We start from the raw sequence: 24,161 nt of genomic DNA on the forward strand, positions 1-24,161 counted from the left end.
AAAATTATAGAAATACAAGAGAAATTAAACAATAGACCAAGAAAAAGATTTAATTTTGAAACACCTAATTATATGTTTAATCAAAAAGTTGCATTTATAACTTGAATCCTGCTTTTAATAATATTATTCGTTTTTTCAAAACTAACCATTTGATTAACATCAAAATACACCTAAAAAAATTGGCGTAAAAATATTATATTTTAATTCACTTTTTTAAATAATTAAACTCAAATTTATAATACTGATTGGAAAACGTGTAATCACGATTCTTAAAATCGTTTCCAAAACCAGAATAAAAACCCACTGATAAATCATGCTTACTTATTTGACTATAAAAAGCATTAGAAATAAAAATAAAAACTAAAGTAAAATATAACTTTTTGAACATTTAACCAACAATATTAATACTGGTAACCTTTATTAAATATCTCTATTAAATTTAGTCATTTTTTAATTGAAATGACGTTTGATAAAAACAAAAAAAAGACCCAACTCTCATTGGATCTTTTTCTCAAATATAATAAGCTTAAAAAATATTAAGCTTCCTGATGATGCTGTTCTATTGCCTTTTTGTCAGCTTTAGATATCGTATCAACTAATACCGGCGTTGCGATAAACAATGATGAATAAGTTCCTACAACAATACCTACTAACATTGCGAAAATAAATCCTCTGATAGATGCTCCACCAAAAATAAACATGATAAACAATACACCAATCATTGTTAATGACGTATTGATAGTTCTTGACATCGTTGAATTAATTGATTTGTTTACAATTTCTCCAAAGTTACCTTTTGTTTTTCCGTCTAAAAATTCACGAACCCTGTCAAATACAATAACAGTATCATTCATAGAGTATCCAATAACAGTAAGAATCGCAGCAATAAAATGTTGGTCAATTTCCATTCCGAAAGGCATGAATTTGTAGCATAAAGAATAGATTCCCAATACGAAAACAACATCATGCGCTACAGCAGCAATAGCTCCTAAACCATATTGCCATTTTCTAAAACTGATGAACAAATATAAAAACACAATTAGCATCGCTCCAAGAACGGCCCAGTAAGCATTCGTTTTAATATCTTCTGCTACAGTTGGTCCAACTTTTGATGCTTGTAAAATACCTAAGTTTTTACCCTCGTAAGCATTTACAAATTTATCATACGTTAAACTTGCAGAGAAATGTTGTTTTAAATTATTATACAATAATTTATTCACTTCTTCATCAGCTTGTGTCCCGTGTTCTTCTACTTTATATTTTGTTGTAATTTTTAATTGGTTATCCTTACCAAATATTTTCACTTCGGCACTTCCATCAAATACTTTAGACAATTCAGCTTTAACAACTTCGGCACTAACTGGTTTTTCAAAACGAACTTGAAAAGTTCTTCCTCCAACAAAATCTACACCTTGATCTAAACCATTTGTAAATAAGGAAATAACACTAACAATAACTACAATTGTAGAAAAAGCATAAGTCCATTTTTTTACTCTTAAGAAATCAAAATGGAAGTTCGTGAAGAAATTTTTAGAGAAATTAGTAGTAAAAGTCAAATCATTCTTTCCAGCAATATTCTTGTCTATAAAAATTCTTGCAATAAATATAGAAGTAAATAAAGAGGTAACAATACCAATCAATAATGTTGTAGCAAAACCTTTTATTGGTCCTGAACCAAAAATAAACAATACCGCACCAATCAAAATATGCGTAACGTTTGCATCCACAATAGAACGCATAGCACCTTTCCAACTGTAAGAAGCAACAACTGCTTCACTCAATGTTTTTCCTGCTCGCAATTCTTCTTTTGCTCTTTCATAGATAATGATATTCGCATCTACAGCAGTACCCATCGTTAAAACGATACCAGCAATACCAGGCAATGTAAGTACAGCTCCTAAACTTGCTAAAATTCCGAACAAGAATAATAAGTTAACTGCCAATGCAATATTAGCATACCAACCTGCTTTTCCATAATAAACTATCATCCAAAGTGATACTAAAAGCAATCCAATAAGTGCCGAATTTGTACCATTATCAATTGCTTCCTGACCTAAGGATGGACCTACCACTTCTGATTGAACGATATCTGCTGCTGCCGGTAATTTACCAGCTCTTAAAACATTTGCTAAATCTTTAGTTTGAGTTACATCAAAAGTTCCTGAAATTTCAGATCTACCCCCAGCAATTGGACCACTGGAAACTCCTGGTGCAGAATATACAATATCATCCAAAACAATAGCGATATTGCTTTTTTGTGTGTAAGCTCTACCTGTCAATTCTTCCCATACTTTTGCTCCTTGCCCATTCATTTGCATAGAAACAGCTGGTTTTCCTGATTGATCAAAAGTATCTGATGCATCAGTAACTACGCCACCTGCCATTGCAGGAATATTGTCTCTGTTTCCTCTTAAAGCATATAATTCAACTGCATCAATATCTTTCCCTTTTTCATCTTTAATAACGGAAGGAATACCCCAAACAAATTTAGCATAACGTTGATCTCCTGTTAATAAAATTTTGATATCTGCTCTTTTTAAATATCCATTTACAACAGCAGTATCTTTTGGTGAGAAAAGACCTAAAACTGGTCCACCACCTTGACCTATCATTTTATCCAATAAAGGATTATTTCCTTTTTTTGTCGCTGCAGAATCTTTACCGTCTGTTAATAACGCACTTAAAGAGTCTTTAACAACCGTTTTAGTTTCAACTTTATTAATTTCAGTATTTTTCAATGACTCATTTGCAGTCATCAAAAAGTTCCCAATTTCGTCAATCTTGTATGTCTCCCAAAACTCTAACTGAGCAGTACTTTGCAATAATTTTTTAATCCTGTCTACATCTTTAGCACCCGGAAGTTCTACAAGAATTTGTCCCGATTCTCCTAATTTTTGAATATTAGGCTGTGTAACTCCAAATTTATCGATACGTTTTCTTAAAACACCAAAAGCACTTTCTACAGATTCATCAACTTTTCTAGAGATAACCTTTTTTACTTGTGCATCTGTCATTTGAAAATCTACTCCACCCTCACCTTGCAAACTTCTGTTTGCGAAAATATCAGGAGAAGCTAATTTTACAGTTCCTTTTGAATTTGCTTCGAAAGCATCAAAAAACTTATCTAAATACGATTTATTCCCTTGTAAATCTGCAGTAGCATCAGCCAAAGACTTATTGAAAACTGGGTTTTTAGAATTATTAGATAATCCTTTTAAAATGTCTTTTACTGATATTTGAAGTATTACATTAATACCACCTTCTAAGTCAAGACCTTTATTGATTTGTTTGTCAATTACTTCATTGAAAGTAAAATCAGTAAACCCAAGATTAAATACTTTTTCTTTTCCAATGGAATCTAAATATTTAACTTCTTTTTCAGGATTTCCACCAGCAAAAGATTTTGCATCATTTTTTACTTTACTTGAAACAAAAGTGAAAGAAAGTTGGTAAATACTTACCAATGCAAATAGAATTGCGAAAAATTTAATAAGTCCTTTATTCTGCATTATTACTAAAAATTAATTATTTTTATTTATTTATTTTTGTTTTATCACAATAAAACATAGCCCTGACATCGATTTTTAATACTAAAAAACAACATTTCGAATTACATCATTTTTTTAAACCGAGCAAATATATAATTTAGGTTAAGATTAACAAATTATTTATGGATTAATCTCAAGAAAAAGACTGCAATAATGCAGTCTTCCCTATTTTATAATTAAAATATTATTCTAATATCGATTTTAATGCATCATTCATTTGTCTAACGGCATCAGCACTTTTAGTAAATAATGCTTTTTCTTGCTCATTTAGTTTAATTTCAAGAATTTCTTCCACTCCATTTTTACCAATGATACAAGGAACACCTATGCAAATATCATTTTGACCATATTCCCCTTCAACAAAAACAGAACAAGCAATCATTTTCTTTTGGTCATTCAAGATACTGTCTACTAAAAAAGCAACAGAAGCTCCAGGAGCATACCAAGCGGAAGTTCCTAAAAGACCTGTAAGTGTAGCTCCACCAACCATTGTATCAGCAGCTACTTTTTGCAATGCTTCTTCTGAAAGAAATTGAGATACCGGAATTCCATTGTAAGAAGCTAATCTTGTCAAAGGAATCATGGTTGTATCTCCATGTCCACCAATCACCATTGCTGAAATATCATTTGCCGGTTTGTCTAAAGCCAAAGACAAATACGTTCTGAAACGAGAACTGTCTAACGCTCCACCCATCCCAATAATTCTGTTTTTTGGCAATCCGGTAGATTTCAATGCTAAATAAGTCATTGTATCCATAGGATTAGAAACTACTACTATGAACGTATCAGGCGAATGTTTCAGTACATTTTCGGCAACCGTTTTTACAATTCCTGCATTGATACCTATTAATTCCTCACGTGTCATACCTGGCTTTCTAGGAATTCCAGATGTAATTACCACTACATCACTTCCAGCTGTTTTTGAATAATCATTAGTTACTCCCGACACTTTCGTATTGAAACCGGTACTAGTCGCACATTGCATGATATCCAAAGCTTTCCCTTCGGCAAAACCTTCTTTGATATCCAATAATACTACTTCACTTGCAATCCCTCTATAAGAAATTACGTCTGCACAGGTTGCACCTACATTTCCTGCTCCTACAATGGTAACTTTCATATTATAAAATTTATTCGGTTATTTGGTCAATCGATTATTTGTAATTTTTTTTAACTAAAGTTTAAGCGTCAATTTTGGCATAAACTGCATTTTTCTCAATAAATTCTCTTCTTGGCGGCACTTCATCACCCATTAACATTGAGAAAACTCTGTCGGCTTCCGCCAAACTGTCTATGGTTACCTGACGCAACGTTCTGAAACTTGGATCCATTGTGGTTTCCCATAATTGTTCCGCGTTCATCTCCCCAAGACCTTTATAACGTTGAATTCCTGCGCTTCCGCCCATTCTTTCATTTGCCTGATCACGCTGTAAATCATTCCAAGCGTATTCTTTCTTGTTTCCTTTTTTAACTAAATATAAAGGTGGTGCTGCAATATATACGTGACCTTCTTCGATTAATTCTTTCATAAAACGGAAGAAGAACGTCAAAATCAAAGTAGAAATGTGACTACCATCGACATCGGCATCACACATAATAATTACTTTATGGTAGCGCAGTTTTGAAATATTTAAAGCTTTACTATCTTCTTCTGTACCAATCGTTACACCAAGTGCTGTAAATATATTTCTGATCTCTTCGTTTTCAAAAACTTTGTGATGCATTGCTTTTTCTACATTCAAAATCTTACCACGCAATGGCAAAATGGCCTGAAAAGCACGGTCACGACCTTGTTTAGCCGTTCCACCTGCCGAATCTCCCTCGACTAGATAAACTTCACATTTTGCAGGATCTTGTTCTGAACAATCTGAAAGCTTTCCTGGCAATCCACCGCCACCCATTACGGTTTTGCGCTGTACCATTTCACGCGCTTTTTTGGCTGCGTGACGCGCTTGAGCTGCAAGGATAACTTTCTGAACAATAATACGAGCATCATTTGGATTTTCTTCCAAATATGCTTCAATCATATCACCAACAGCTTGACTTACAGGAGAAACAACTTCTCTGTTTCCAAGTTTGGTTTTAGTTTGACCCTCAAATTGTGGTTCAGCAACTTTTACAGAAATAATTGCCGTCAATCCTTCACGGAAGTCATCTCCTGAAATATCAAATTTCAATTTATCTAACATTCCAGAGGCATCCGCATATTTCTTCAGCGATCTGGTAAGACCAGTTCTGAAACCTTGCAGGTGCGTTCCTCCTTCGTGCGTGTTGATGTTGTTTACGTAAGAAAAAATATTCTCTGTGTAACTGGTATTATAAATTAAGGCAACCTCAACCGGAATCTCCCCTTTTTCACTGTCCATAGAAATAACGTGAGAAATTATCGGCTCACGATTTCCATCTAAATAACGGATGTACTCTTTTAAACCTTCATCAGAATGAAATACTTCTGAAACGAAATTTCCACCTTTATCTTTTTCTCTTTTATCTGTAAAAGTAATTGTTATTCCCTTATTCAGGTATGACAATTCACGCATACGCGCTGCTAATGTATCATACGAAAACTCCGTAGTTTGAGTGAATATAGTTTCATCAGGATAAAAAGTAACTATTGTTCCTCTTTTTGTAGTTTCCCCTATTTGTTTAACAGGATAAAGCGCTTTACCTTTTTCATATTCTTGTTGGTATACCTTACCATCACTACTATGAACTGTTGCTATTAGGTGATTTGACAATGCATTTACCACCGAAACCCCAACACCGTGAAGCCCTCCGGAAACTTTGTAAGAATCCTTATCAAATTTTCCTCCGGCACCAATTTTAGTCATTACAACCTCCAGAGCCGAAACTCCTTCTTTTTTATGAATGCCAACTGGAATTCCACGTCCGTTATCTTCAACAGAAACAGATCCGTCTTCATTAATATCAACTATTATCGTATCACAATGGCCTCCCATTGCCTCATCGATCGAGTTATCTACAACTTCATAAACTAAATGATGCAGTCCTCGAACACCCACATCTCCAATATACATCGAGGGACGCATTCTTACGTGCTCCATTCCTTCTAATGCTTGAATACTATCTGCTGAATAATTGTCCTTCTTGATTTCTTCGCTCATATATTTTAATCTAAAAAAATGTAATTTTTGTCTAACACGCAAATATATAAAAACACAATTTATATAACCGTTAAAATCCAATTTTAAGCTGTTAAGTTATTAACATATTGTTGACTTTTAAACATAAAAAAACGCTCTCAAAATGGAGAACGTTCTTATTTATGTGAAATTCGATTTTTTTTATGCTGTAATCCCTGCTTTTGCAATTTCAATATCCGCCTTAACGTGAGCAGCATTTGCTCTTCCGCTTGGATCTTGGTTTTCCTGCCATTTCGGAATCCATTTTCTAACGGTTTGAGCCGCACTTACCTGTGGGTAATATTTGTTGAATATCGATCTGTAAAAATACGCTTCTTTAGTGGTTGGTGAGTTGTAAGGAAATTCAACTGCTGCACCTGCTAATTCTTCATCCGTAACTTTTGAAGAACAATACTCGATTAATTGATCAATCCAGTTGTATCCTACTCCATCAGAAAACTGCTCTTTTTGTCTCCATAAAACTTCAGCCGGCAAGTATGGATCGTTTGGAGTATCGAAAGCTTTCCTTAAAATATACTTTTCTTTACCTTCGTATGTTTTAGGCATTTTCTCTTCTGCTTTGATACGAACTGCCATATCTAAGAATGATTTATCTAAAAACGGCACTCTAGCCTCTAATCCGTGTGCCATTGTTGATTTATCGGCTCTTAATAAATCAGCAGTAAATAATTTCTGAACTCTTTCGATAGTTTCTTTTTGAAAATCTTCTACCGAAGGTGCATTTCTAAAATACAAATACCCTCCAAAAATCTCATCTGCACCTTCTCCTGAAAGCACTACTTTTATTCCCAAATCCGTAATTGCTTTCGACAAGAAATACATTGGTGTACTCGCTCTTATCGATGTCACATCATACGTTTCAAGATGCCAGATTAATTTATCCAGGATTTTAATTCCTTCTTCGATTGTAAAGTGAATTTCATGGTGTTCTGTCCCTAAAAATTCCGCTACTTTTCTTGCTGCAGCAGCATCTGGCGCAGCCGCATCTAATCCAATAGAAAAAGAATGCAGTTTTTTGCCGCTTTCCGCCAATAATCTGGAAGCAATTGCAGATGTTAATGAAGAATCCAAACCTCCTGAAAGCAAAACCCCAATTGGCACATCACTCATTAATCGCTTGCGCGTAGCTTCGGTCAAAGTTTCTCTGATTAATTCTAAATCTAGATCCTGATCTGCTTTTAGATAATCTTCATATTCAGGTTGATAGTATTTTACAAAACCCGTTTTTTGTGTGTAATAGTGTCCCGGAGGAAAAGTAGAAAATGTTTTGCATTGGTCTGCAATAGGTTTCATCTCCGATGAAAAATAAATTCTTCCTCTTTGATCTAAACCATAATATAACGGTTTTACTCCCATAGGATCTCTTCCAGCTATAAAATCATCGCCATCTATTACAACAAAAGCCCAGTCTCCATCTAGCATATTGCAAAAATCATATCCAAATTCTTCATACAAATGAACAATTACTTCTGAATCTGATTTAGTTTTAAAAGTATGGTGTTTCAAAACACCTTCTCTTAATTCCTGATGATTGTAAATTTCACCATTATGAACCATATAAGCGGTTTTAGTACCTTTTATTGGTTGTTTTCCTGAATGCAAATCGATGATAGACAAACGTTCATGACTTAATATATGTCCGTTTTCTGTAACATGTAAATCACTTTCATCCGGCCCACGATGTGACATTCTTTTAGAAAGTTCTTGTACTAATTTTTCATCTTTTCCTTTTCCGATAATGGCTAATATTCCGCACATAACTATATATTTTTAATATTTTGTTTATTTTTATAAGGCAAAGATGTAATAACAGTTATGATTATAAAACACAAATACACTATTTAGTTATAATATGAAACCTAAAAATTAAATTTACATTAAAAATGTAATTTAAAACTCAAAATAGGAAAGGATTGCATTGTAAACTATAAACTATCGGTTTCAAAGATTTGTTTATTTTACTTTACCTCCTTTTAAATACGTATTTGCTGGTTTCATTTTTACGATTTTGTTTTCCTCCATTTTCATCAAATCCTGATCATACATTACAAAATCAGCCCATTTACCCACTTCCAGACTTCCTTTTTCTTTTTCTTCGAAATTAGAATAGGCAGCCCAGATTGTCATTCCTCTTAAAGTTTCTGCTCTGGTTAAGGCATTTTCCATTTGAAAACCGCCATTAGGATAATTTTTGCTGTCTTTTCTGGCAAAGGCAGCATGAAAGGTCAACATAGGATTGACTTCCTCAACGGGAAAATCCGTTCCTAAAGCCACCATTCCTGCTTTTTGAAGTAATTTTTTATAGGCATACGCATTTTTAAGTCTTTCTTTTCCCAATCTTTCGCCCGCCCAATACATATCGGATGTCGCATGTGTCGGTTGAACCGAAGGAATAATCCCAAATTTGAAATAATCGAAATCTTGTTCACGCAAAACTTGTGCGTGCTCAATTTTCCATCTTCGGTCTTTTGTGCCCGCTAAAACTTCTCCATATATTTTTAGAATCACCGTATTTGCCGAATCACCAATAGCATGCGTATTCAATTGAAAATTTGAAGTTGCAATTTGTCTGGCAACCGATTTTAATTCTGTAACTGGTGCCAACAAAGCTCCATATTGGCCTGGTTTATCAGAATATGGTTTGTGCATGCAAGCACCACGAGAGCCCAAAGCACCATCGCCATACATCTTAAAGGAACGCACATTTAGATTATCCGTTTTATAAATTCCTTTTTTTTGATATAAATCTATATTTTTTTGATTTGCAGTGACCATAGCATATACATTAAGCTTCATCAATTTTGCTTTTTGCAAACTATCCATCAAATGAATAATGTCCGGATCTAATCCCGCATCATTCACCGTTGTTAATCCATAATCAAACATCACTTTTTCAGCATCCAATAAAGCGGCTATTTGAATTTTACGAGTCGGTTTTGGAATTATTTTAAACACTAATTCCATCGGGTTATCCACTAAAATACCGGTTGGTTCTCCATTTGCAATTTCAATCTGACCACCAATTGCTTTCGTATCTTTTGTAATTCCCGCTAATTTCAACGCTTTACTATTCACAATAATCGCATGACCATCAACTCTATTTAACACGACAGGAATATTTGGAAATTCAGCATCTAAATCTGCCTTTGTTGGGTATTGATTCACGTCCCAATCATTTTGGTCCCAGCCATTACCAACAATAAACTCCGGATTTTTTTCTTTTTGAAAAGTCTTTATACGGGCAATTATTTCCTTCATGCTCTTCGTCCCTCTCAAATCAACTTCCTGTAAAGAAAGTCCATAGCTATAAAAATGACAATGTGCATCAATCAAGCCCGGATAAATGAATTTTCCTTTGGCTTCAATCGTATTTTTGGATTTATAATTTTTTGCAATTTCACGATTGGTACCAATTGCCACAATTTTTCCCTCATTGATCGCCATAGCCGAAGCCTTATCAAAAGTATTATTGATTGTGTAAATAGTGGCATCCGTGATAATGGTATCAACGGAAATCTTATTTTTTTGATTACATGAAATCAATAAAAACAAAGCAAAAAGTAGTGTAATTCGTTTCATAATACGCAGTTTAGTTGGGCTAATATAAAGAAAGAAGCCCAAAATATATAAACTGCACCTAATTATTTAGAAGTCAAAAAAATAATTATGAAATTTCTTGAATCAAATATTTGGTCGAATTAATTTCAAAAGTAAATCCCACTTCATTCCCCAATAATTTATTCCCCAAAGGAGATTGGGGTGACAAGGCAATAATACTTACTTCATCTACACTAATTTTAGGAAGTGCGACGCTTAAATACAGATAAATTCCATTGGCTCGAATCAAACTTCCAACAATAATGCTTTTAGAGACATTAGCAGCATCTATTTTATCCAAAACTACTTTTTGAGCCAACACTTCTCTTAATTTAGTATTCAGTTTCTCCTGCTCGATATGCATCATAGACAAAGCCGTTTCATGCTTGTCTCCGGCAGAACCTTTGGCGTCGTTTTTAGAATCTTCAGTAAGTGCCACAATCATATCTTTGAAAACGTCGATACGGTCTTGAACTAATTGCAGGTAATATTGATGTATTTTTTGTTTGAAAGTCATAATTATTTAGCCACAAAGGCACTAAGTCAGGGAATTTTTTTTGCCACGAAGACACTAAGTCACGAAGAAAAAAAGAATTATTATTATTATTCTTGTTTTATACTACATAAAACCTTTGCGTCTTTGCGCCTTACTGGCAAAAAAACCTTGTGCCTTTGCAACAAAAAATTAAAAATCAAATTTATAATTTACTCCGGCCACTATTTGAAACCCCTGAACCGTATAATCCAACCATTTTTCATAGGCTTTGTTGGTAATATTATTTGCTCTCAAAAAAGCAGTAAATCTTTCATTGTATTTGAATCCAACGTTAGCATTCAAATCAAAATAAGATTTCAGTACAATTGGATTTTGACTTGGAGCAACGATATAAACCAAATCAGTATTCGTTTTGTAATCTTTACGTTCTCCTACATAAAATACATTCACACCGGCAAACCATTTTTTAGTTATGGCAAAATCAATATTTGAATTGACTTTTACTTTTGGCAAATTCCAAGCTTCACTTTGAAAGTCATTAGTATAACTGCTAAAAGTTCCATTGACTCCAAAAGTCACATTTTTTGAAAAATCAGCTTTTAATTCTCCATAAAAACTCAATGTTCTCATATCATCATAAACTATCTGCAGGGAATTCCCAAAAGCATAATTCTCATTGGTGCTATTTTCATTGTAATCATTGCTTCTAAACAATGCTTTATTTCTTTCATTAAGATAAGAGCCTCTCACATTATAACTTACATTATTAGTCAGTTTCCCTTTTAACCCTGCAAAAATATCATATTGTTTATCCGTTGGCGCAATGTTTAATGTTGGAGAAAGGAATGGGTTTTCCTTAACGAAATCTTGGTACGAGTTCTGTTCTAAATTTCCTTCGGCTCCAGCATAGAAAATCATTAAATCGCCAACCACTTTGTACGAAGCGCTAATTTGCGGATAAATCAAAAATTTGTTATTGCTTTTTTCATTGTCCAAACTATAAAATATACCAGCTCCGATATTCAACGTCCAATCGTCTTTTAGCACTACAAAACTTGGTGCAATCCCAAAATTAGTAAAACCATATTTTAAAGGTTCTATATTTGTATTTGAATAGTTTTTCTTGAAACTTCCACCCACATAATCAACAATTACATTTGTTTTTATAGCCGTGTCCATTATATCAACTTTGAAAGATGGCTTTACATAAAACCGATTCTCAGAAGATCCATACATATCCGAAAAGTGATTAAACTTAACAATCGCTTCATCAAAAACACCTTCATTAAAATCTATTTTCCCGCCAGCCGTAATTGTATTGTAATCCTGTTGTGGTTTTATTCCATTGATTAAAGTCCTTCTGTCAGATGGAGTCATTGCGCTTCCAAAATCAGTAGGCAGACCATACCAATTGTACACTTGATTCTGATAACCCAAATCAAAATTCCAAGACAACTCTTTTTCATGGGCTCCGTAAGTCAAATCAATCGATGTATCATAAAACCGGTCTTCAAGCTCAACACCTTTTATACCTCCTTGCGAAGAATGATGTTTAAACATTCCGCCAACATAATTAGTCTCATTAAGATCATGATTAACGAATAATTCGCCAATAAACCTTCCATAATTCCCGATGCCAAAAGTCGCATAGTTTTTAAACAAATGTTCTTGTTTTTCTTTTTCTACTCCCTCAGCCTTTCCTTTAGACGGAGTAAAAGTCGAAGCAACCGGAAAAGAAAAAATAGTATATTTTATTGTTTCCTTTTTAGCATTTCCTTCCTCTTCCAGCGAAGGAGTTTCTTTAACTTTGAAAGCATCTGAAATTGTTGGCGTATAAGGTTTCACAACATTTACAGTCTCTGTACCAATTTGTTCCTTTTTTTGAGCAAACGAAAATTGTGAAACTAAAAGAAATAAAATCCCCACCCCAACCCTCCCCGAAGGGAAGGGAACCGAAAACGTTGCTACATTATTTGTGAATGATTTTATGTTTAAATCTTTATATGTCATGTTTTATTTTTTTACTTCTTATTTATAACTATTCCCTTCTTACCTGGTAATTTAAACTTCCCATTCTCCTTTTGCTACGAACTGCGTTTTTCCGCCAATTCTTATGTCAAAATGATTTTCTGATAATTTACCCTTAAAATAAATTTGAGAAGGTCTATTAATAAAATCGCCTTGATGATTTATGACTTCTATTTGCGGTGCATAATATTTCAAAAGAAAAGCCTGTAAACAAGTACTGGCGCTTCCAGTAGCCGCATCCTCTTTAAGTTGGTTGTCCTCTATGCACAACATTCTACTAATGAGTTTTCCATCTTCTAAACAATAAAAATACAAGGCTCGATGACTGGTTTTGCAATGAGTATGTAACCATTCGTTCATTTTACCCTGGTCCAGAATTAAATTTTCTAATGCCTTAATATTTTGCAAAGGAACAATCACAAAAGCGCTCCCTGTGGTCACTTCCTGAATTGGAAATTTGCCATCAAAATCAGTACTTTTTAAATTACTGAAGGTTAAAAAATCTTCTGCTAAAAAAGTATCCAAAAACTCCGGTTGAGCCGCTTGCAACCAAACTAAATCTCCCGACTGATTAACGGGAATTTCACCAATTGGAACCGTCAAAGTTATTTTCTGGGACTGATTTTCAAATATTTTATTCATCAAAACCCAAGAAGTACCTATTATAGGATGTCCCGCAAACTTCATTTCATATTCCGGAGTGAAGATTCTGATTTCTGCAGCATTATTTTCTGGACTAAGTTTGGTAATAAAAGTGCTTTCCGCAAAATTGATTTCGCGGGCAATTTTTTGCATCTCAGTATCGCTTAAATTTTCTGCATCTAAAAAAACAGCTAATTGATTGCCTGCATATTTCTTCTCGGCAAAAACATCTACTATATAAAACGGTATTTTCATTTTTTTTTATTTTTAAGCTTTTGGATTATTCAAAATTTATTTATTCCATAAATCCTGAAATAAGACCCCGCTCTTTATCTTCAAATTACTTCGTTACTGATGAATTTGTTTTGGATTCTTCGGCTTTAATGGTATCCAATTCAGTTTGTGCTTCTGAAACAACATCTGGAAAATCAGTAAAATTTTGTATTACATTCTCCAAAATATAAGTCGCCTGATAGCTGTCTTTCAATCCGTAAAAATTTTTCGCCATCAATACCAATCCTTTTGCTCCAAAATATTTATAACTGGAATAATTCTTCGCTAATTTTTGAACCGCCGTATTGGAGGCTTCAAACTTCGCGTCTTTATTTTTAAAATAAGCGTCATAATACAAAGCTTCGGCAGCTAATTCTCCTTTGGCAATGGACAATAATTTCGCATAAGCAGTTCGCGCTTTTGCCTCATCACCTGTTTGTATTGCTGCGCGTGCTATTATAATTTGAGCATCACTTTTTACATTATCATCCGTTTTAGGATTCATCAAAACTTTCTCTGCATAAATCACTGAATTCGAATAATCCTTGATGTCGTAATAACTTTTCATCAAATTAGATTGTGCAAATGTTCTGTTTTGAGATAAATCAGCTTCATTTTCTAATCGAGACAATACCGGAATTGCTTTGTCGTACTCTTTATTTTTTAGGAAAATTTGAGCTAATCGAGACAACGATTGATCTGTAAATTCACTTCTGGGTTGCGAAATTACAAACTCATAATTCGGAATTGATTTGTCTACTGAACCTTCTGCATAATACAGTTGAGCCAGATAATAATTAGCATTTAAAGCATGAATTCCTGTTGGAAACTTAGCTACATAACCACTAAATCCTGCGATTGCTTGTTTTGTGTTATTTTGTTGATATTGTTTTTCAGCAGCTTCATACGTATCGTTGTCAAGTTCAGCATCTGTAACGGCAACAAAATCTAAAGTTCGCACCCAGTTCGCATATTCATCCACTCTGCCACCATCCACATAAATAAGTCTGGCAGTGGCAACTGCTTCTAATGCCTCAGGACTTCTAGGAAATTCAGCGGCAACTTTTTTAAATTTAACCAAAGCCTGCTCGTCTTTATCAGAATTATAATAAATTAATCCCTGACGCAAAATAGATCTTGAAGTAAAAGAACCTTTTTTAAATTCCGTATTTAATCGATCATATGTTTTTATTGCAAGGTCATTTTTATTCTCGGCAACATAGGTGTTTCCTAATTCGAACATAGCATCATCTCTATAATCTGATTTTGGATACAATTGTAAAAAAGCATTTAACTCTTCTATTTTCTTTTCGTTTTTAGAAATAAATCCATAAGAAATTGCTTTTTGGAAGTAAGCATAATCAGCATCAACACTTTTCGATTCAATCACTTTGGTGTAAGCTTCCATCGCCGCTCCATATTTTGAAGTAACAAAACGACAATCCGCTAAACGCAAGTACGAATCGTTCAATCTTACTTTATCCTCTTTTGAAGTTGCTATTTGGCTTTGGAAATAATTCCCTGCCTGGTCGTATTCTTTCAATTTGAAATACGCATAGGCAATGTTATAATTAATGTTTTTAAATTCCGGTGTTTCTTTGGCTTGAGCCAAACCCATAAATTGTTTAAAACTGATTAACGCCTCTTTGAAATCATTCTGAACATATTCCGATTCTCCTTTCCAGAAAGTAGCTCTTGCAGTAAAAGTTGCATCTCTTTGTTCGCTAATAGATTTAGTAAACATTTTCGATGCTTCTTCATAATTCCCATCGGTGTACAATTCTAAACCTCTGTAGAAAAGGACTTTTTGATACGCTAATTTATTTTCGGGAGCCTTATTTATTTCCAATAAAACTAAGGCTTCTTTGTAGTTTTTAGAGGAAATATAAGAATCTATCAACAATTTTTCAATTTCTGAACGGCTCGAATTATCCGGATATTTTTTCAAAAAAGCTTGCAAAACAGAAGGAACACTTTGATACGAATTCCCTATTTCATAACTCAATTTGGCATAATTCAAACTCGCATCTTCTTGAATTGCTGCATCAAAATTCATTTCGGATGCATTTTTGAAAGCATTCAAAGCCTGTTGTTTTTTATCGGTATTCATGTAACTTTCCCCCAAATGATAATAGGCATTTTGAGCTACGAAATCTTTTCCTCCAATGATTTTATTGAATTGAGAAATGGCGTTTTCGTAATCTTTTTGTTTGTAATACGCATAACCCAATTGATAAAAATCCGTATTATTCCATCTTCCTTTTTTACCTTTATAAGCGACCAAATAAGGAATGGCTTTGTCATATTGTTTTAAATTAAAATAGCTTTCGCCAATAATTTTATTCAATTCTGATTTTTCAGAAGGATTTGATTTGGCCATCGCTTTTCCTCCTAAATCAATTGCTTTTTCAAAATTTCCTAGCTTAAAGTTCATATCAGCTTGGTAATACGAAAGCTTTTCTTTGTATTTTTCTTCACCCGAAACTTCGTCAAAATATTTTGTGGCTTGCTTGTAATCATCTCCTTCATAAGCCATAAAGCCAAGATAATACTTAGCCTGAGAACCATATTCAGCGGAGTTCACCACTTTATTCAAATAGACTGTTGCTTCCTTTTTCTTTTTTGCATTAAAAAAACTATATCCTTTTTGGAAATTAAATTTATCACGATCACTGCTGCTCAACTGATTTTCGTCTACTTTATCAAACCATTGCAACGCTTGTGGATAATTCCCTTGGTCAAAATAATAATGAGCTACTTCAATATAAGCTTGGTTTTGTTTTGTGCTGGTAGGATAATCCGCAACAAATTGTTCCATCAATTCATCAGCATTAGATTGATTGGTACGAATAGCACAATTTGCAATATAATAAGCACAATCCGATTGTAGTTCTTCGGTGGCAGCCGTTTCTTTTACTTTGCTGAAAATAATTTGAGCTGATGCGTATTGCTTATCATTAAATAAAGAGAGCGCTTTATTATAATCTTTTAAATCATGTGTGTAAATAGTTGATTGTTGCGCTGAACTCGCAGCAGATATAATAAAAAGGAGAAATAAGTAGAGCCAAGAAATTTTACGCATTGTATTTTTGTTTAATAATTCAAATGTATCATATTCTGTAGTCTATAACGAATCGTTATTCGTTTTTATTATGAAAATCTTTTTAAACAATTCAGATTTTCAGACTCAAGAGCAGTCTTCAATGAATATTCATTCTCATTCAAGTACTTATTATTTGAGTAATTCTTCTTAATTGAATAAAATTTATTTTGAATACAACCGTTATCTTATTACTTTTACCCAAATAAACAAAATCTCCTATGTCTCAACCTGTACTGTCTTTAAAAAATGTAACCATTTACCAAGAAGGAAAAACTATTTTATCTGAAGTAAACTTGGAGGTAAATCACGGAGAGTTTCTATATATAATTGGAAAAACAGGTTCTGGAAAAAGTACCTTGATGAAAACCTTATATGGAGATCTCGCATTGACCGAAGGAGAAGGCCATATTGTAGATTTTGATTTAGCCACTTTAAAAGAAAGTGACATTCCTTTTTTAAGAAGAAAGATTGGAATCGTTTTTCAAGATTTCAAATTATTACCGGATCGTACTGTAAAAGACAATATGTTATTTGTTCTTAAAGCAACCGGTTGGATTGACAATCAAGAAATACAACGAAAAATTGATGAAGTACTGGATAAAGTTGGAATGATCGAATTTGGAAATAAAATGCCACATCAACTTTCTGGTGGTGAGCAACAACGTGTAGCCATTGCACGAGCTTTGCTAAACGATCCTGAACTGATTCTTGCTGATGAACCAACTGGAAATCTTGATCCACAAACCAGTGCCGAAGTATTGGAAGTATTAAAAAACATCAATGCTAACGGAAAAACGGTAATCATGGCAACTCACGATTACGCACTACTTATGAAATTCCCATCTAAAACATTGAAATGTGAAGATGAAAGAATTTTTGAAGTAGTTCAGAGAACGGCATAATGCTTTCCATTCTTATTCCGATATACAATTACAACGCTTATCCTCTTGTTTTGGAATTACTTAAGCAATGCACGAATTGCGGAATAAATTTTGAGATTTTAGTCATTGATGATGCATCGACGCAACATCAATCAGAAAATAATGCGATTCAATTTTTAACAAATTGTTCCTTTATTGAATTATCAGAAAATATTGGAAGAAGCAAAATCCGAAATTTATTGGCCTCAAAGGCAAATTATGATTGGATGCTTTATTTAGATTGCGATACTTTCCCCGAAAATTCTGATTTCATTTCAAATTATATTAAGCAAATTAACTTATCGGCAGAAAAAGTTTTTTTTGGAGGAATCGTTTACACCAAAGAAAAACCGGCTAATGACAAATTATTACGCTGGATCTTTGGCCAAAAAAGAGAAGCTATACCCCTTTTTGAACGAAAAAAAAGTCCATATAGAAGCACATTTGTCTCCAATATTTTAATAAAAAAAACAGTTTTCGACGCCATTTTATTTGATGAAAAAATAACCAACTATGGTTACGAAGACTTCGCTTTCATTCAAAATATAAAGCTAGAAAATATTGACATTGAACATATTGAAAATTCTGTATTTCATTTGAATTTAGAAACTTCATCGCTTTTTTTATCTAAAACTAAAACTGCGCTTGAGACACTTCTAATTATTTCAAAAACCAATTCGAAAACTGAAATTGACAGTAAAATAATTAAGACTCATAAAATGCTATACGATTTGAAAATTAATTTATTAATCTCAAAGTTGTTTCAGAAACTGCAATCAAGGCTCGAACGCCATCTAACTTCAAAAAAACCTTCTCTATTAGCATTTGACTGCTATAAAATTGGCTATTTTTGTTATTTAAACAGTAAATAGATGCCTTTTTTTTCTGTAATAATTCCACTTTTTAATAAAGAAAAATTCATTGAAGCCACTTTAAAAAGTGTTCTTATACAAACGTTTATTGATTTTGAAATACTCATCATCAATGATGGTTCAACGGATAATAGTGCTGAAATTATAAAAGGGTTCGATGACCCAAGAATTCGATATTTTTATAAAGAAAATGAAGGAGTTTCCTCGGCAAGAAATACTGGAATAAAAAATGCCAAAGCAAAATTTATCGCTTTTTTAGACGCCGATGATTATTGGTATCCGGACTTTTTAGAAGAAATGTTTAAAAACATTCAAAGCTATCCTCAGGAAAAAGTATTTTCTGCGGCCATCGAAATTGAAACATCAAAAAAAGTAATTCCTGCTAGCTATTCGATTTTAAAAACTAATCATTGCGAGATTGTAAATTACTTTAATGCCAGTTCCAAGGAAACCGTTATTTGCACTTCCTGTGCGGTTTTTCACAAAAGCATTTTCAGTGAAACAGGAACTTTTGACCTTAAAATAAAAAGCGGTCAAGACACTGATATGTGGATTCGAATCGGGATGAATTATCCTGTTGTCTTTTCTTGGAAAATCTTGGCACGATATATTTACGATGAAAAAAGCCTTTCGAAAAACAAAAACTATTTGAACCAAAAAATTAATTTTTCAAAATTCGAGGAGCAAGAAAAGACAAATTTAAGCTTAAAAAAATTCCTCGATTTGAATCGGTTTTCATTGGCAATAAAATCTAAATTAATTGCTGACGATGACAATTTCAATACCTATTCTAAAGCTATTGATCAAAAAAACATATCGTTAAAAAAGAGAATTCTACTTATAATGCCTTCGGTTATTTTAAAACCATTGATCAATTTGAAATTAATTTTAGTCAATAATGGATTTGGAAATTCAGTGTTTAAATGATTTAAAATTTTGATAATCTCTGATATAATCTTCTTCATCAAACTCATCCGAAGCCAATACCAGACAAACGGAACCCGAAGAAAAATTCTCTAATTCTCTCCAAATCCCCCTAGGAATCATAAGACCTATATTAGGTTTATTTAACGTTACTTTTCTTGTTGCATCACCATCTTTCAAAACCACATCAAAACTTCCGCTTAAAGCAATTAATAATTCTTGCTGCTCTTTATGCGCATGTCCACCCCGTTCGCCACCGCTTGGAACATCATATAAATAATAAACCCTTTTGGATACAAAGGGTATTGTATCTCCCTCAATAACAGAAAGATTCCCTCTTGAATCACAAATTTTAGGAATTTCGATTAATTGAACATCACTATTCGTTGTCATTTGTTTTAGCATAAAATGGATTTCCACTGTTTTGTAATAGTTTCTAAAGATAAATGTTCTACACTTTTGGACGCATTTTTTTTACAAAAATCATACAAATTAGTATCTTCAACAAATTGCTTCATTGCTGATGCGAAACTATGTGGGTTATTATTTTCAACCAATAAACCATTGAAGCCATCTTTGATCAGCTCATTGGGACCCGATTTACAATCTACAGAAATGACGGGCGTTCCTAAAGCTAATGATTCGACGATTGACAAAGGAAAACCTTCATGATGACTGGTAAGAATCGTAAAATCAGCTTGTTGAACATATTGAAATGGATTCTTATTAAATGGATAAATTATGACAAAGTCATCCATTTGCAATCGTTTAATATTTTCCTGTATAATCCCTAAATCAGGTCCATCTCCCATCAAAAGTAATTTATACCCTTGAAGGTAAATTTTTGAAAGATAAAAGGCTTCCAGCATTAAACTAAAATTCTTTACTTTTTCATCAAACCTCCCAAAATACATGATAAATTGTTCTGAAATAGGCATTTCTTTTTTTATTTCAATTTTAGAAAAATCATACGGGTTATGAATCGTTAGCGTATTTTTTAAATCAAACTTGTACTTTATCATTTCTTCGATCGCTTGAGAAACACATATAATCTTTTCTGCGTTTTGATATAACAATTTAGAAACAAAAATAGATTTAGGAAAATAAGTATCTGTATTATAACTATGAACCATGTACCATTTCTTTCTTTTACCATATATCCATTTTGTAATAATTTCTCTGGTCAAATTATTCCTGGGCCTATTGTCTATTATAAGATTTATTTCATTTTCCTTTAAATAGTTATTCAAAAGAAATCCTTTTTTGATTTTTTTAAAAAAAGAACCTGAAGTCCCTATTCCTAAATTCATCAATTTTCCGGCATATTCATAATCAACAACATCGTTTATAATTATGTTGTGCACTTCTATATTCAATTTTTCCATCATAAAACTTAACAAGGAAGCAAATCGCTCTGCTCCACCACTTCCTAAAGAGGTCGAAATTATGGCTACTTTGTTTTTGTTTTGTGTCATTCTTATCTAAAAGTAAATATATTTGTCAAATATACACATAAATGAAAGTTTTACTTGTTGGTGAATTCAGCCGATTACATAACTCTCTTAAAGAAGGTTTACAGGAATTAGGTCATGAAGTTTATATTTTGGGTCATCAGGATGGTTTTAAAAATTATCCTGTCGATTTCCCTATTGAAAAAATATGGGACAACGGATTTTTGAAAAAAATAAAAGTAACTGTAAATGCCATTTTTGGGTTAGACATAAGTTCTTATCTCACCTATCTTCAGTTTAAAAAAAACAAATCAAAATTTACAGGCTTTGATGTTGTACAACTTGTCAATGAAAACAGCTTTTATTGCCAATATTATTACGAAAAAAAAATTCTAGATTTTCTCTTTAAAAATAACTTAAAGACTTATCTATTATCTTCAGGCTATGACTATCTGAATGTGAAATATTGTTTTGAAAATCCAAATTACAAATCAGGTATTCAAAGGTATTTAGCAGGCAGAATTAATCCAAAAAGTTTTGGAAATGTATTGAAGTTTAGAACTTCATCCTTTAAAAAATTACATCAATTTATTTATTCGAACATTCAAGGAATTATAGCATCGGATATCGATTATCATATTCCGTTGCTGATTAATTCCAAATATTCGGGATTAATTCCAAATGCAATAAACACGGTTAAAATTGGTTTTCAACCTTTGACAATTTCTGATACCATTATTATTTTTCACGGAATTAATGAAGCTAATTATTATAAAAAAGGAAATGATTATTTTGAAAAAGCGTTGCATATTATTGAGAAAAAGTATGAAAGTACAGTTGAAATAATTACAACCCGTGATATTCCTTATTCAACCTACATTAATTTATACAATAAAGCACATATTGTATTAGACCAAACCTATGCAAATGACCAAGGTTATAATGCACTAGAAGCGATGGCTAAAGGAAAAGTAGTTTTTACAGGAGCCGAAGATGAATTTATCGCCTATTATAATTTGAATGAAAGAGTTTGTATTAATGCTTTGCCTGACGTTGAATATTTAGTGAATGAATTGTCATATTTGATTGAGAATCCTAATGAAATGATAGCAATTGGAAAACGAGCCCGAACCTTTATTGAGAAAGAACACGATTACATCAAGATTGCTGAGAAGTATTTGCAGGTTTGGAATTCCAAAACTACTTCTTATTAATTTCCCTAAGTTGCTGAATATCTAATAAATCCTTTGGTCTATTGGCTTTCACTTTACTGATAATCAAATCTTCTAAAGAAAGCACATTCCATCTAAAAAAGGCTTTAGTATTAACCTCTGAAACTACACTGTCTCTATAAGCTTCATCAAAAGTTTTATTAACAGAGAATTTCGTAATCAATTCTAAATCTAAATCTAAAGGAGAGAATTTGATAGAAATATTTTGTTTTTGTTCTTTTACTACCAAAGGAAAATCATCTATTTCAAATCCCATTTCATTAAAAACTATAACTAATTTTCTAAAATTTTCTTCGGTAGTTTCTATCCAAAAATCGATATCCGCAGAATGACGTTGATACCCATGAAAATTTACTGCGCCACCGCCTACCATTAGCATTCTAACCTTATGTTTATTGGCTAAAGAAACGAAACTATTAATATTTTCTTCCCAGGGCTGCAACATATTATTTAGATTTTATGGTAATTATAAAGTTCTTGGTTTTATCCACTTTATTTTTCGTCGGATACTGATTTACTTGATACACCAAATTCAGAAAGCTATAAATACGTTCAATTCCTGATAGTTTCAGGAAAGCTTCTTGTTGCTTTTTGTTGCTTTCTTCTTTGGTTTGAAAATGCATTTCCATGGTACAACTATTAAATATCAAAATTAACACTTTTTGTCCAGCTAATATAAAGATCAAAACAAACTTTTTCTAAAATAAACACACAGTACCAATAAATAGATGAAATTATCAAAAGCTTGTGCCATTACTATTCCTTGGATTCCAAATTCATTAATAAAATAAAGACTTGAAAAATACAAAACGGCAAGTGAAAACAACTCCGAGATTATAAAGGCTATGGTTAACTTTTTTGCGAAAAATTGATATCCTAAAATCAAAGAAGCCACTTTTAAAACATCTCCTGTCAGCTGCCAAAAAAATAAAGTTGTAACAGGAAGAAACAAATTGGTAAAAAGCAAATTGACAATAAAAAAGCGCAGGAAATAAATTACCGTTAATCCAATTATAAAAACGGGCAAAATCGTTTTATAAAAACTCCAAAACACTTTTTTAGTCTCTAGATTGTTCTTGGCCACTGCCAATTTCGGCAAAAAATAAACGCTCAAAATTGTGGTGACAAACAGCATATAATAGGTTGAAATTCGGGTTATTGTTTCCCAAAAACCAGCTTCCTCCAAGCCAACAATCTCAATTACATTTTTTCTGATGGCCAAAAAAACCAAAGGTCCCAAAACGGATGAAACCAAAGCCATTAAAGAATAAGATGATAAATTCTTTATAATTTGAAAATCAAATTGATGCAGCCGAATCGTCTTGAAAAAATTGATTTCTTTGTTTATAAAATAGAACGTTACACAAAACATCAATCCGGGTGAAATCACTAAAGAAAGCAAGGCCCCTAAAGTTTTATACTGTAAAATCATGCCGATTGACACTAATAAGCCAATTGCATTTCCTATTATATTAATCCAGATCACTTTTTTGAATTGCCCTAAACCATTAATTACGGAGAGCATAAAGACAGAAATAGCATACCATGGCAAACCCAATGCCAGCGCTTTGAAAACAATCGCGTAATCAAAATTATTTCCAAATATTTCTTTGCTCCAAAAAGTGGCAAAAAAATACAGCACGCAACTTAAAATAATAGCAATACACAACAAACAGATAAAAACTGTTGCAATTATCTTTTTAAGCTGATTTTCGTTTTTTCCGTTTTCGGCCGTGTATTTTATAATTCCGTTTTGAAATCCTAAAGTCGAAATGCTTTCTAATGAAGTTAAAAAATTCCTAAGATTTCCTACCAAAGCCATTCCGCTTGGTCCTACAAATACAGCTAATAATTTTGAAGTTACTAATCCGATTCCAATTTTCAGAATGACGCTTAAACTATTCAAAGATG

At 32.8% G+C, this 24,161-nt stretch carries 18 protein-coding genes and 1 pseudogene; 5 read left to right on the forward strand and 14 right to left on the reverse strand.

From position 1 onward, the window contains the following. Nucleotides 1-105, forward strand: a pseudogene (locus ACFX5E_RS16265) (IS30 family transposase); the annotation flags it as partial. A 431-nt stretch (nt 106-536) separates the two neighbouring features. Here the strand turns inward: ACFX5E_RS16265 and secDF are convergent. The 9 genes from secDF to ACFX5E_RS13610 all read right to left on the reverse strand — a co-directional run bounded on the left by secDF (nt 537) and on the right by ACFX5E_RS13610 (nt 16,830). Continuing rightward, a complete protein-coding gene (secDF, locus tag ACFX5E_RS13570; RefSeq protein ID WP_379855699.1) occupies nt 537-3,509 on the reverse strand; it encodes a protein translocase subunit SecDF in 2,973 nt (990 codons plus the stop codon). A gap of 223 nt (nt 3,510-3,732) precedes the next feature. Next, nucleotides 3,733-4,668: a malate dehydrogenase gene (gene mdh, locus ACFX5E_RS13575; protein ID WP_379855700.1), complete on the reverse strand. Its 936-nt coding sequence runs from the start codon at nt 4,666-4,668 to the stop codon at nt 3,733-3,735. Between the two features lie 61 nt (nt 4,669-4,729). Beyond that, nucleotides 4,730-6,673, reverse strand: a complete 1,944-nt coding sequence (gyrB, locus tag ACFX5E_RS13580; RefSeq protein ID WP_379855701.1) for a DNA topoisomerase (ATP-hydrolyzing) subunit B — start codon at nt 6,671-6,673, stop codon at nt 4,730-4,732. 180 nt (nt 6,674-6,853) lie between these two features. Beyond that, a complete protein-coding gene (asnB, locus tag ACFX5E_RS13585) occupies nt 6,854-8,470 on the reverse strand; it encodes an asparagine synthase B (RefSeq protein ID WP_379855702.1) in 1,617 nt (538 codons plus the stop codon). Between the two features lie 195 nt (nt 8,471-8,665). Further along, nucleotides 8,666-10,291 (reverse strand): amidohydrolase, encoded by a 1,626-nt coding sequence (locus ACFX5E_RS13590; protein WP_379855703.1) that lies wholly within the window; start codon nt 10,289-10,291, stop codon nt 8,666-8,668. An 85-nt stretch (nt 10,292-10,376) separates the two neighbouring features. Further along, nucleotides 10,377-10,826, reverse strand: a complete 450-nt coding sequence (locus ACFX5E_RS13595; RefSeq protein ID WP_379855705.1) for a hypothetical protein — start codon at nt 10,824-10,826, stop codon at nt 10,377-10,379. Nucleotides 10,827-10,994: 168 nt separating this feature from the next. Beyond that, the gene (locus ACFX5E_RS13600) at nt 10,995-12,815 is read right to left on the reverse strand and encodes a TonB-dependent receptor (protein ID WP_379855706.1); all 1,821 of its coding nucleotides are present in this window, start codon (nt 12,813-12,815) and stop codon (nt 10,995-10,997) included. A gap of 51 nt (nt 12,816-12,866) precedes the next feature. Continuing rightward, nucleotides 12,867-13,730 (reverse strand): PhzF family phenazine biosynthesis protein, encoded by an 864-nt coding sequence (locus tag ACFX5E_RS13605; protein ID WP_379855707.1) that lies wholly within the window; start codon nt 13,728-13,730, stop codon nt 12,867-12,869. An 85-nt stretch (nt 13,731-13,815) separates the two neighbouring features. After that, entirely contained in the window at nt 13,816-16,830 is a 3,015-nt protein-coding gene (locus ACFX5E_RS13610; protein ID WP_379855708.1) for a tetratricopeptide repeat protein, read from the reverse strand. 239 nt (nt 16,831-17,069) lie between these two features. On the opposite strand from ACFX5E_RS13610, the gene ACFX5E_RS13615 reads away from it, so the two are divergent. The 3 genes from ACFX5E_RS13615 to ACFX5E_RS13625 are packed head-to-tail and all read left to right on the forward strand — an operon-like array spanning nt 17,070 to nt 19,570. Next, nucleotides 17,070-17,753 (forward strand): cell division ATP-binding protein FtsE, encoded by a 684-nt coding sequence (locus ACFX5E_RS13615; RefSeq protein ID WP_379855709.1) that lies wholly within the window; start codon nt 17,070-17,072, stop codon nt 17,751-17,753. After that, entirely contained in the window at nt 17,753-18,643 is an 891-nt protein-coding gene (locus ACFX5E_RS13620) for a glycosyltransferase family 2 protein (protein WP_379855710.1), read from the forward strand. The genes ACFX5E_RS13615 and ACFX5E_RS13620 overlap by 1 nt, the downstream gene beginning before the upstream one ends. After that, nucleotides 18,644-19,570 (forward strand): glycosyltransferase family 2 protein, encoded by a 927-nt coding sequence (locus ACFX5E_RS13625; protein WP_379855711.1) that lies wholly within the window; start codon nt 18,644-18,646, stop codon nt 19,568-19,570. Here the strand turns inward: ACFX5E_RS13625 and ACFX5E_RS13630 are convergent. Both ACFX5E_RS13630 and ACFX5E_RS13635 read right to left on the reverse strand, forming a co-directional pair. Then, nucleotides 19,556-19,960 (reverse strand): sugar 3,4-ketoisomerase, encoded by a 405-nt coding sequence (locus ACFX5E_RS13630; RefSeq protein WP_379855712.1) that lies wholly within the window; start codon nt 19,958-19,960, stop codon nt 19,556-19,558. The two genes, ACFX5E_RS13625 and ACFX5E_RS13630, sit on opposite strands and share 15 nt — an antisense overlap. A gap of 5 nt (nt 19,961-19,965) precedes the next feature. Next, entirely contained in the window at nt 19,966-21,042 is a 1,077-nt protein-coding gene (locus ACFX5E_RS13635) for a glycosyltransferase (RefSeq protein WP_379855713.1), read from the reverse strand. A 41-nt stretch (nt 21,043-21,083) separates the two neighbouring features. Between ACFX5E_RS13635 and ACFX5E_RS13640 the strand changes: the two genes are divergently transcribed. After that, the gene (locus tag ACFX5E_RS13640) at nt 21,084-22,232 is read left to right on the forward strand and encodes a glycosyltransferase (RefSeq protein ID WP_379855714.1); all 1,149 of its coding nucleotides are present in this window, start codon (nt 21,084-21,086) and stop codon (nt 22,230-22,232) included. On the opposite strand, the gene ACFX5E_RS13645 is transcribed toward ACFX5E_RS13640, so the two are convergent. From ACFX5E_RS13645 to ACFX5E_RS13655, 3 genes are read right to left on the reverse strand one after another with little or no spacing between them, the layout of a single operon-like run. Next, nucleotides 22,219-22,695: a nucleotidyl transferase AbiEii/AbiGii toxin family protein gene (locus ACFX5E_RS13645; RefSeq protein ID WP_379855715.1), complete on the reverse strand. Its 477-nt coding sequence runs from the start codon at nt 22,693-22,695 to the stop codon at nt 22,219-22,221. The genes ACFX5E_RS13640 and ACFX5E_RS13645 overlap by 14 nt on opposite strands. Nucleotide 22,696: 1 nt before the next feature. Next, nucleotides 22,697-22,879: a hypothetical protein gene (locus ACFX5E_RS13650; RefSeq protein WP_379855716.1), complete on the reverse strand. Its 183-nt coding sequence runs from the start codon at nt 22,877-22,879 to the stop codon at nt 22,697-22,699. Nucleotides 22,880-22,932: 53 nt separating this feature from the next. Beyond that, nucleotides 22,933-24,156: an O-antigen translocase gene (locus ACFX5E_RS13655; protein ID WP_379855717.1), complete on the reverse strand. Its 1,224-nt coding sequence runs from the start codon at nt 24,154-24,156 to the stop codon at nt 22,933-22,935. Nucleotides 24,157-24,161 lie beyond the last annotated feature (5 nt).

The sequence above is a fragment of the Flavobacterium xylosi genome, assembly GCF_042787345.1.
Taxonomy (GTDB): domain Bacteria; phylum Bacteroidota; class Bacteroidia; order Flavobacteriales; family Flavobacteriaceae; genus Flavobacterium; species Flavobacterium xylosi.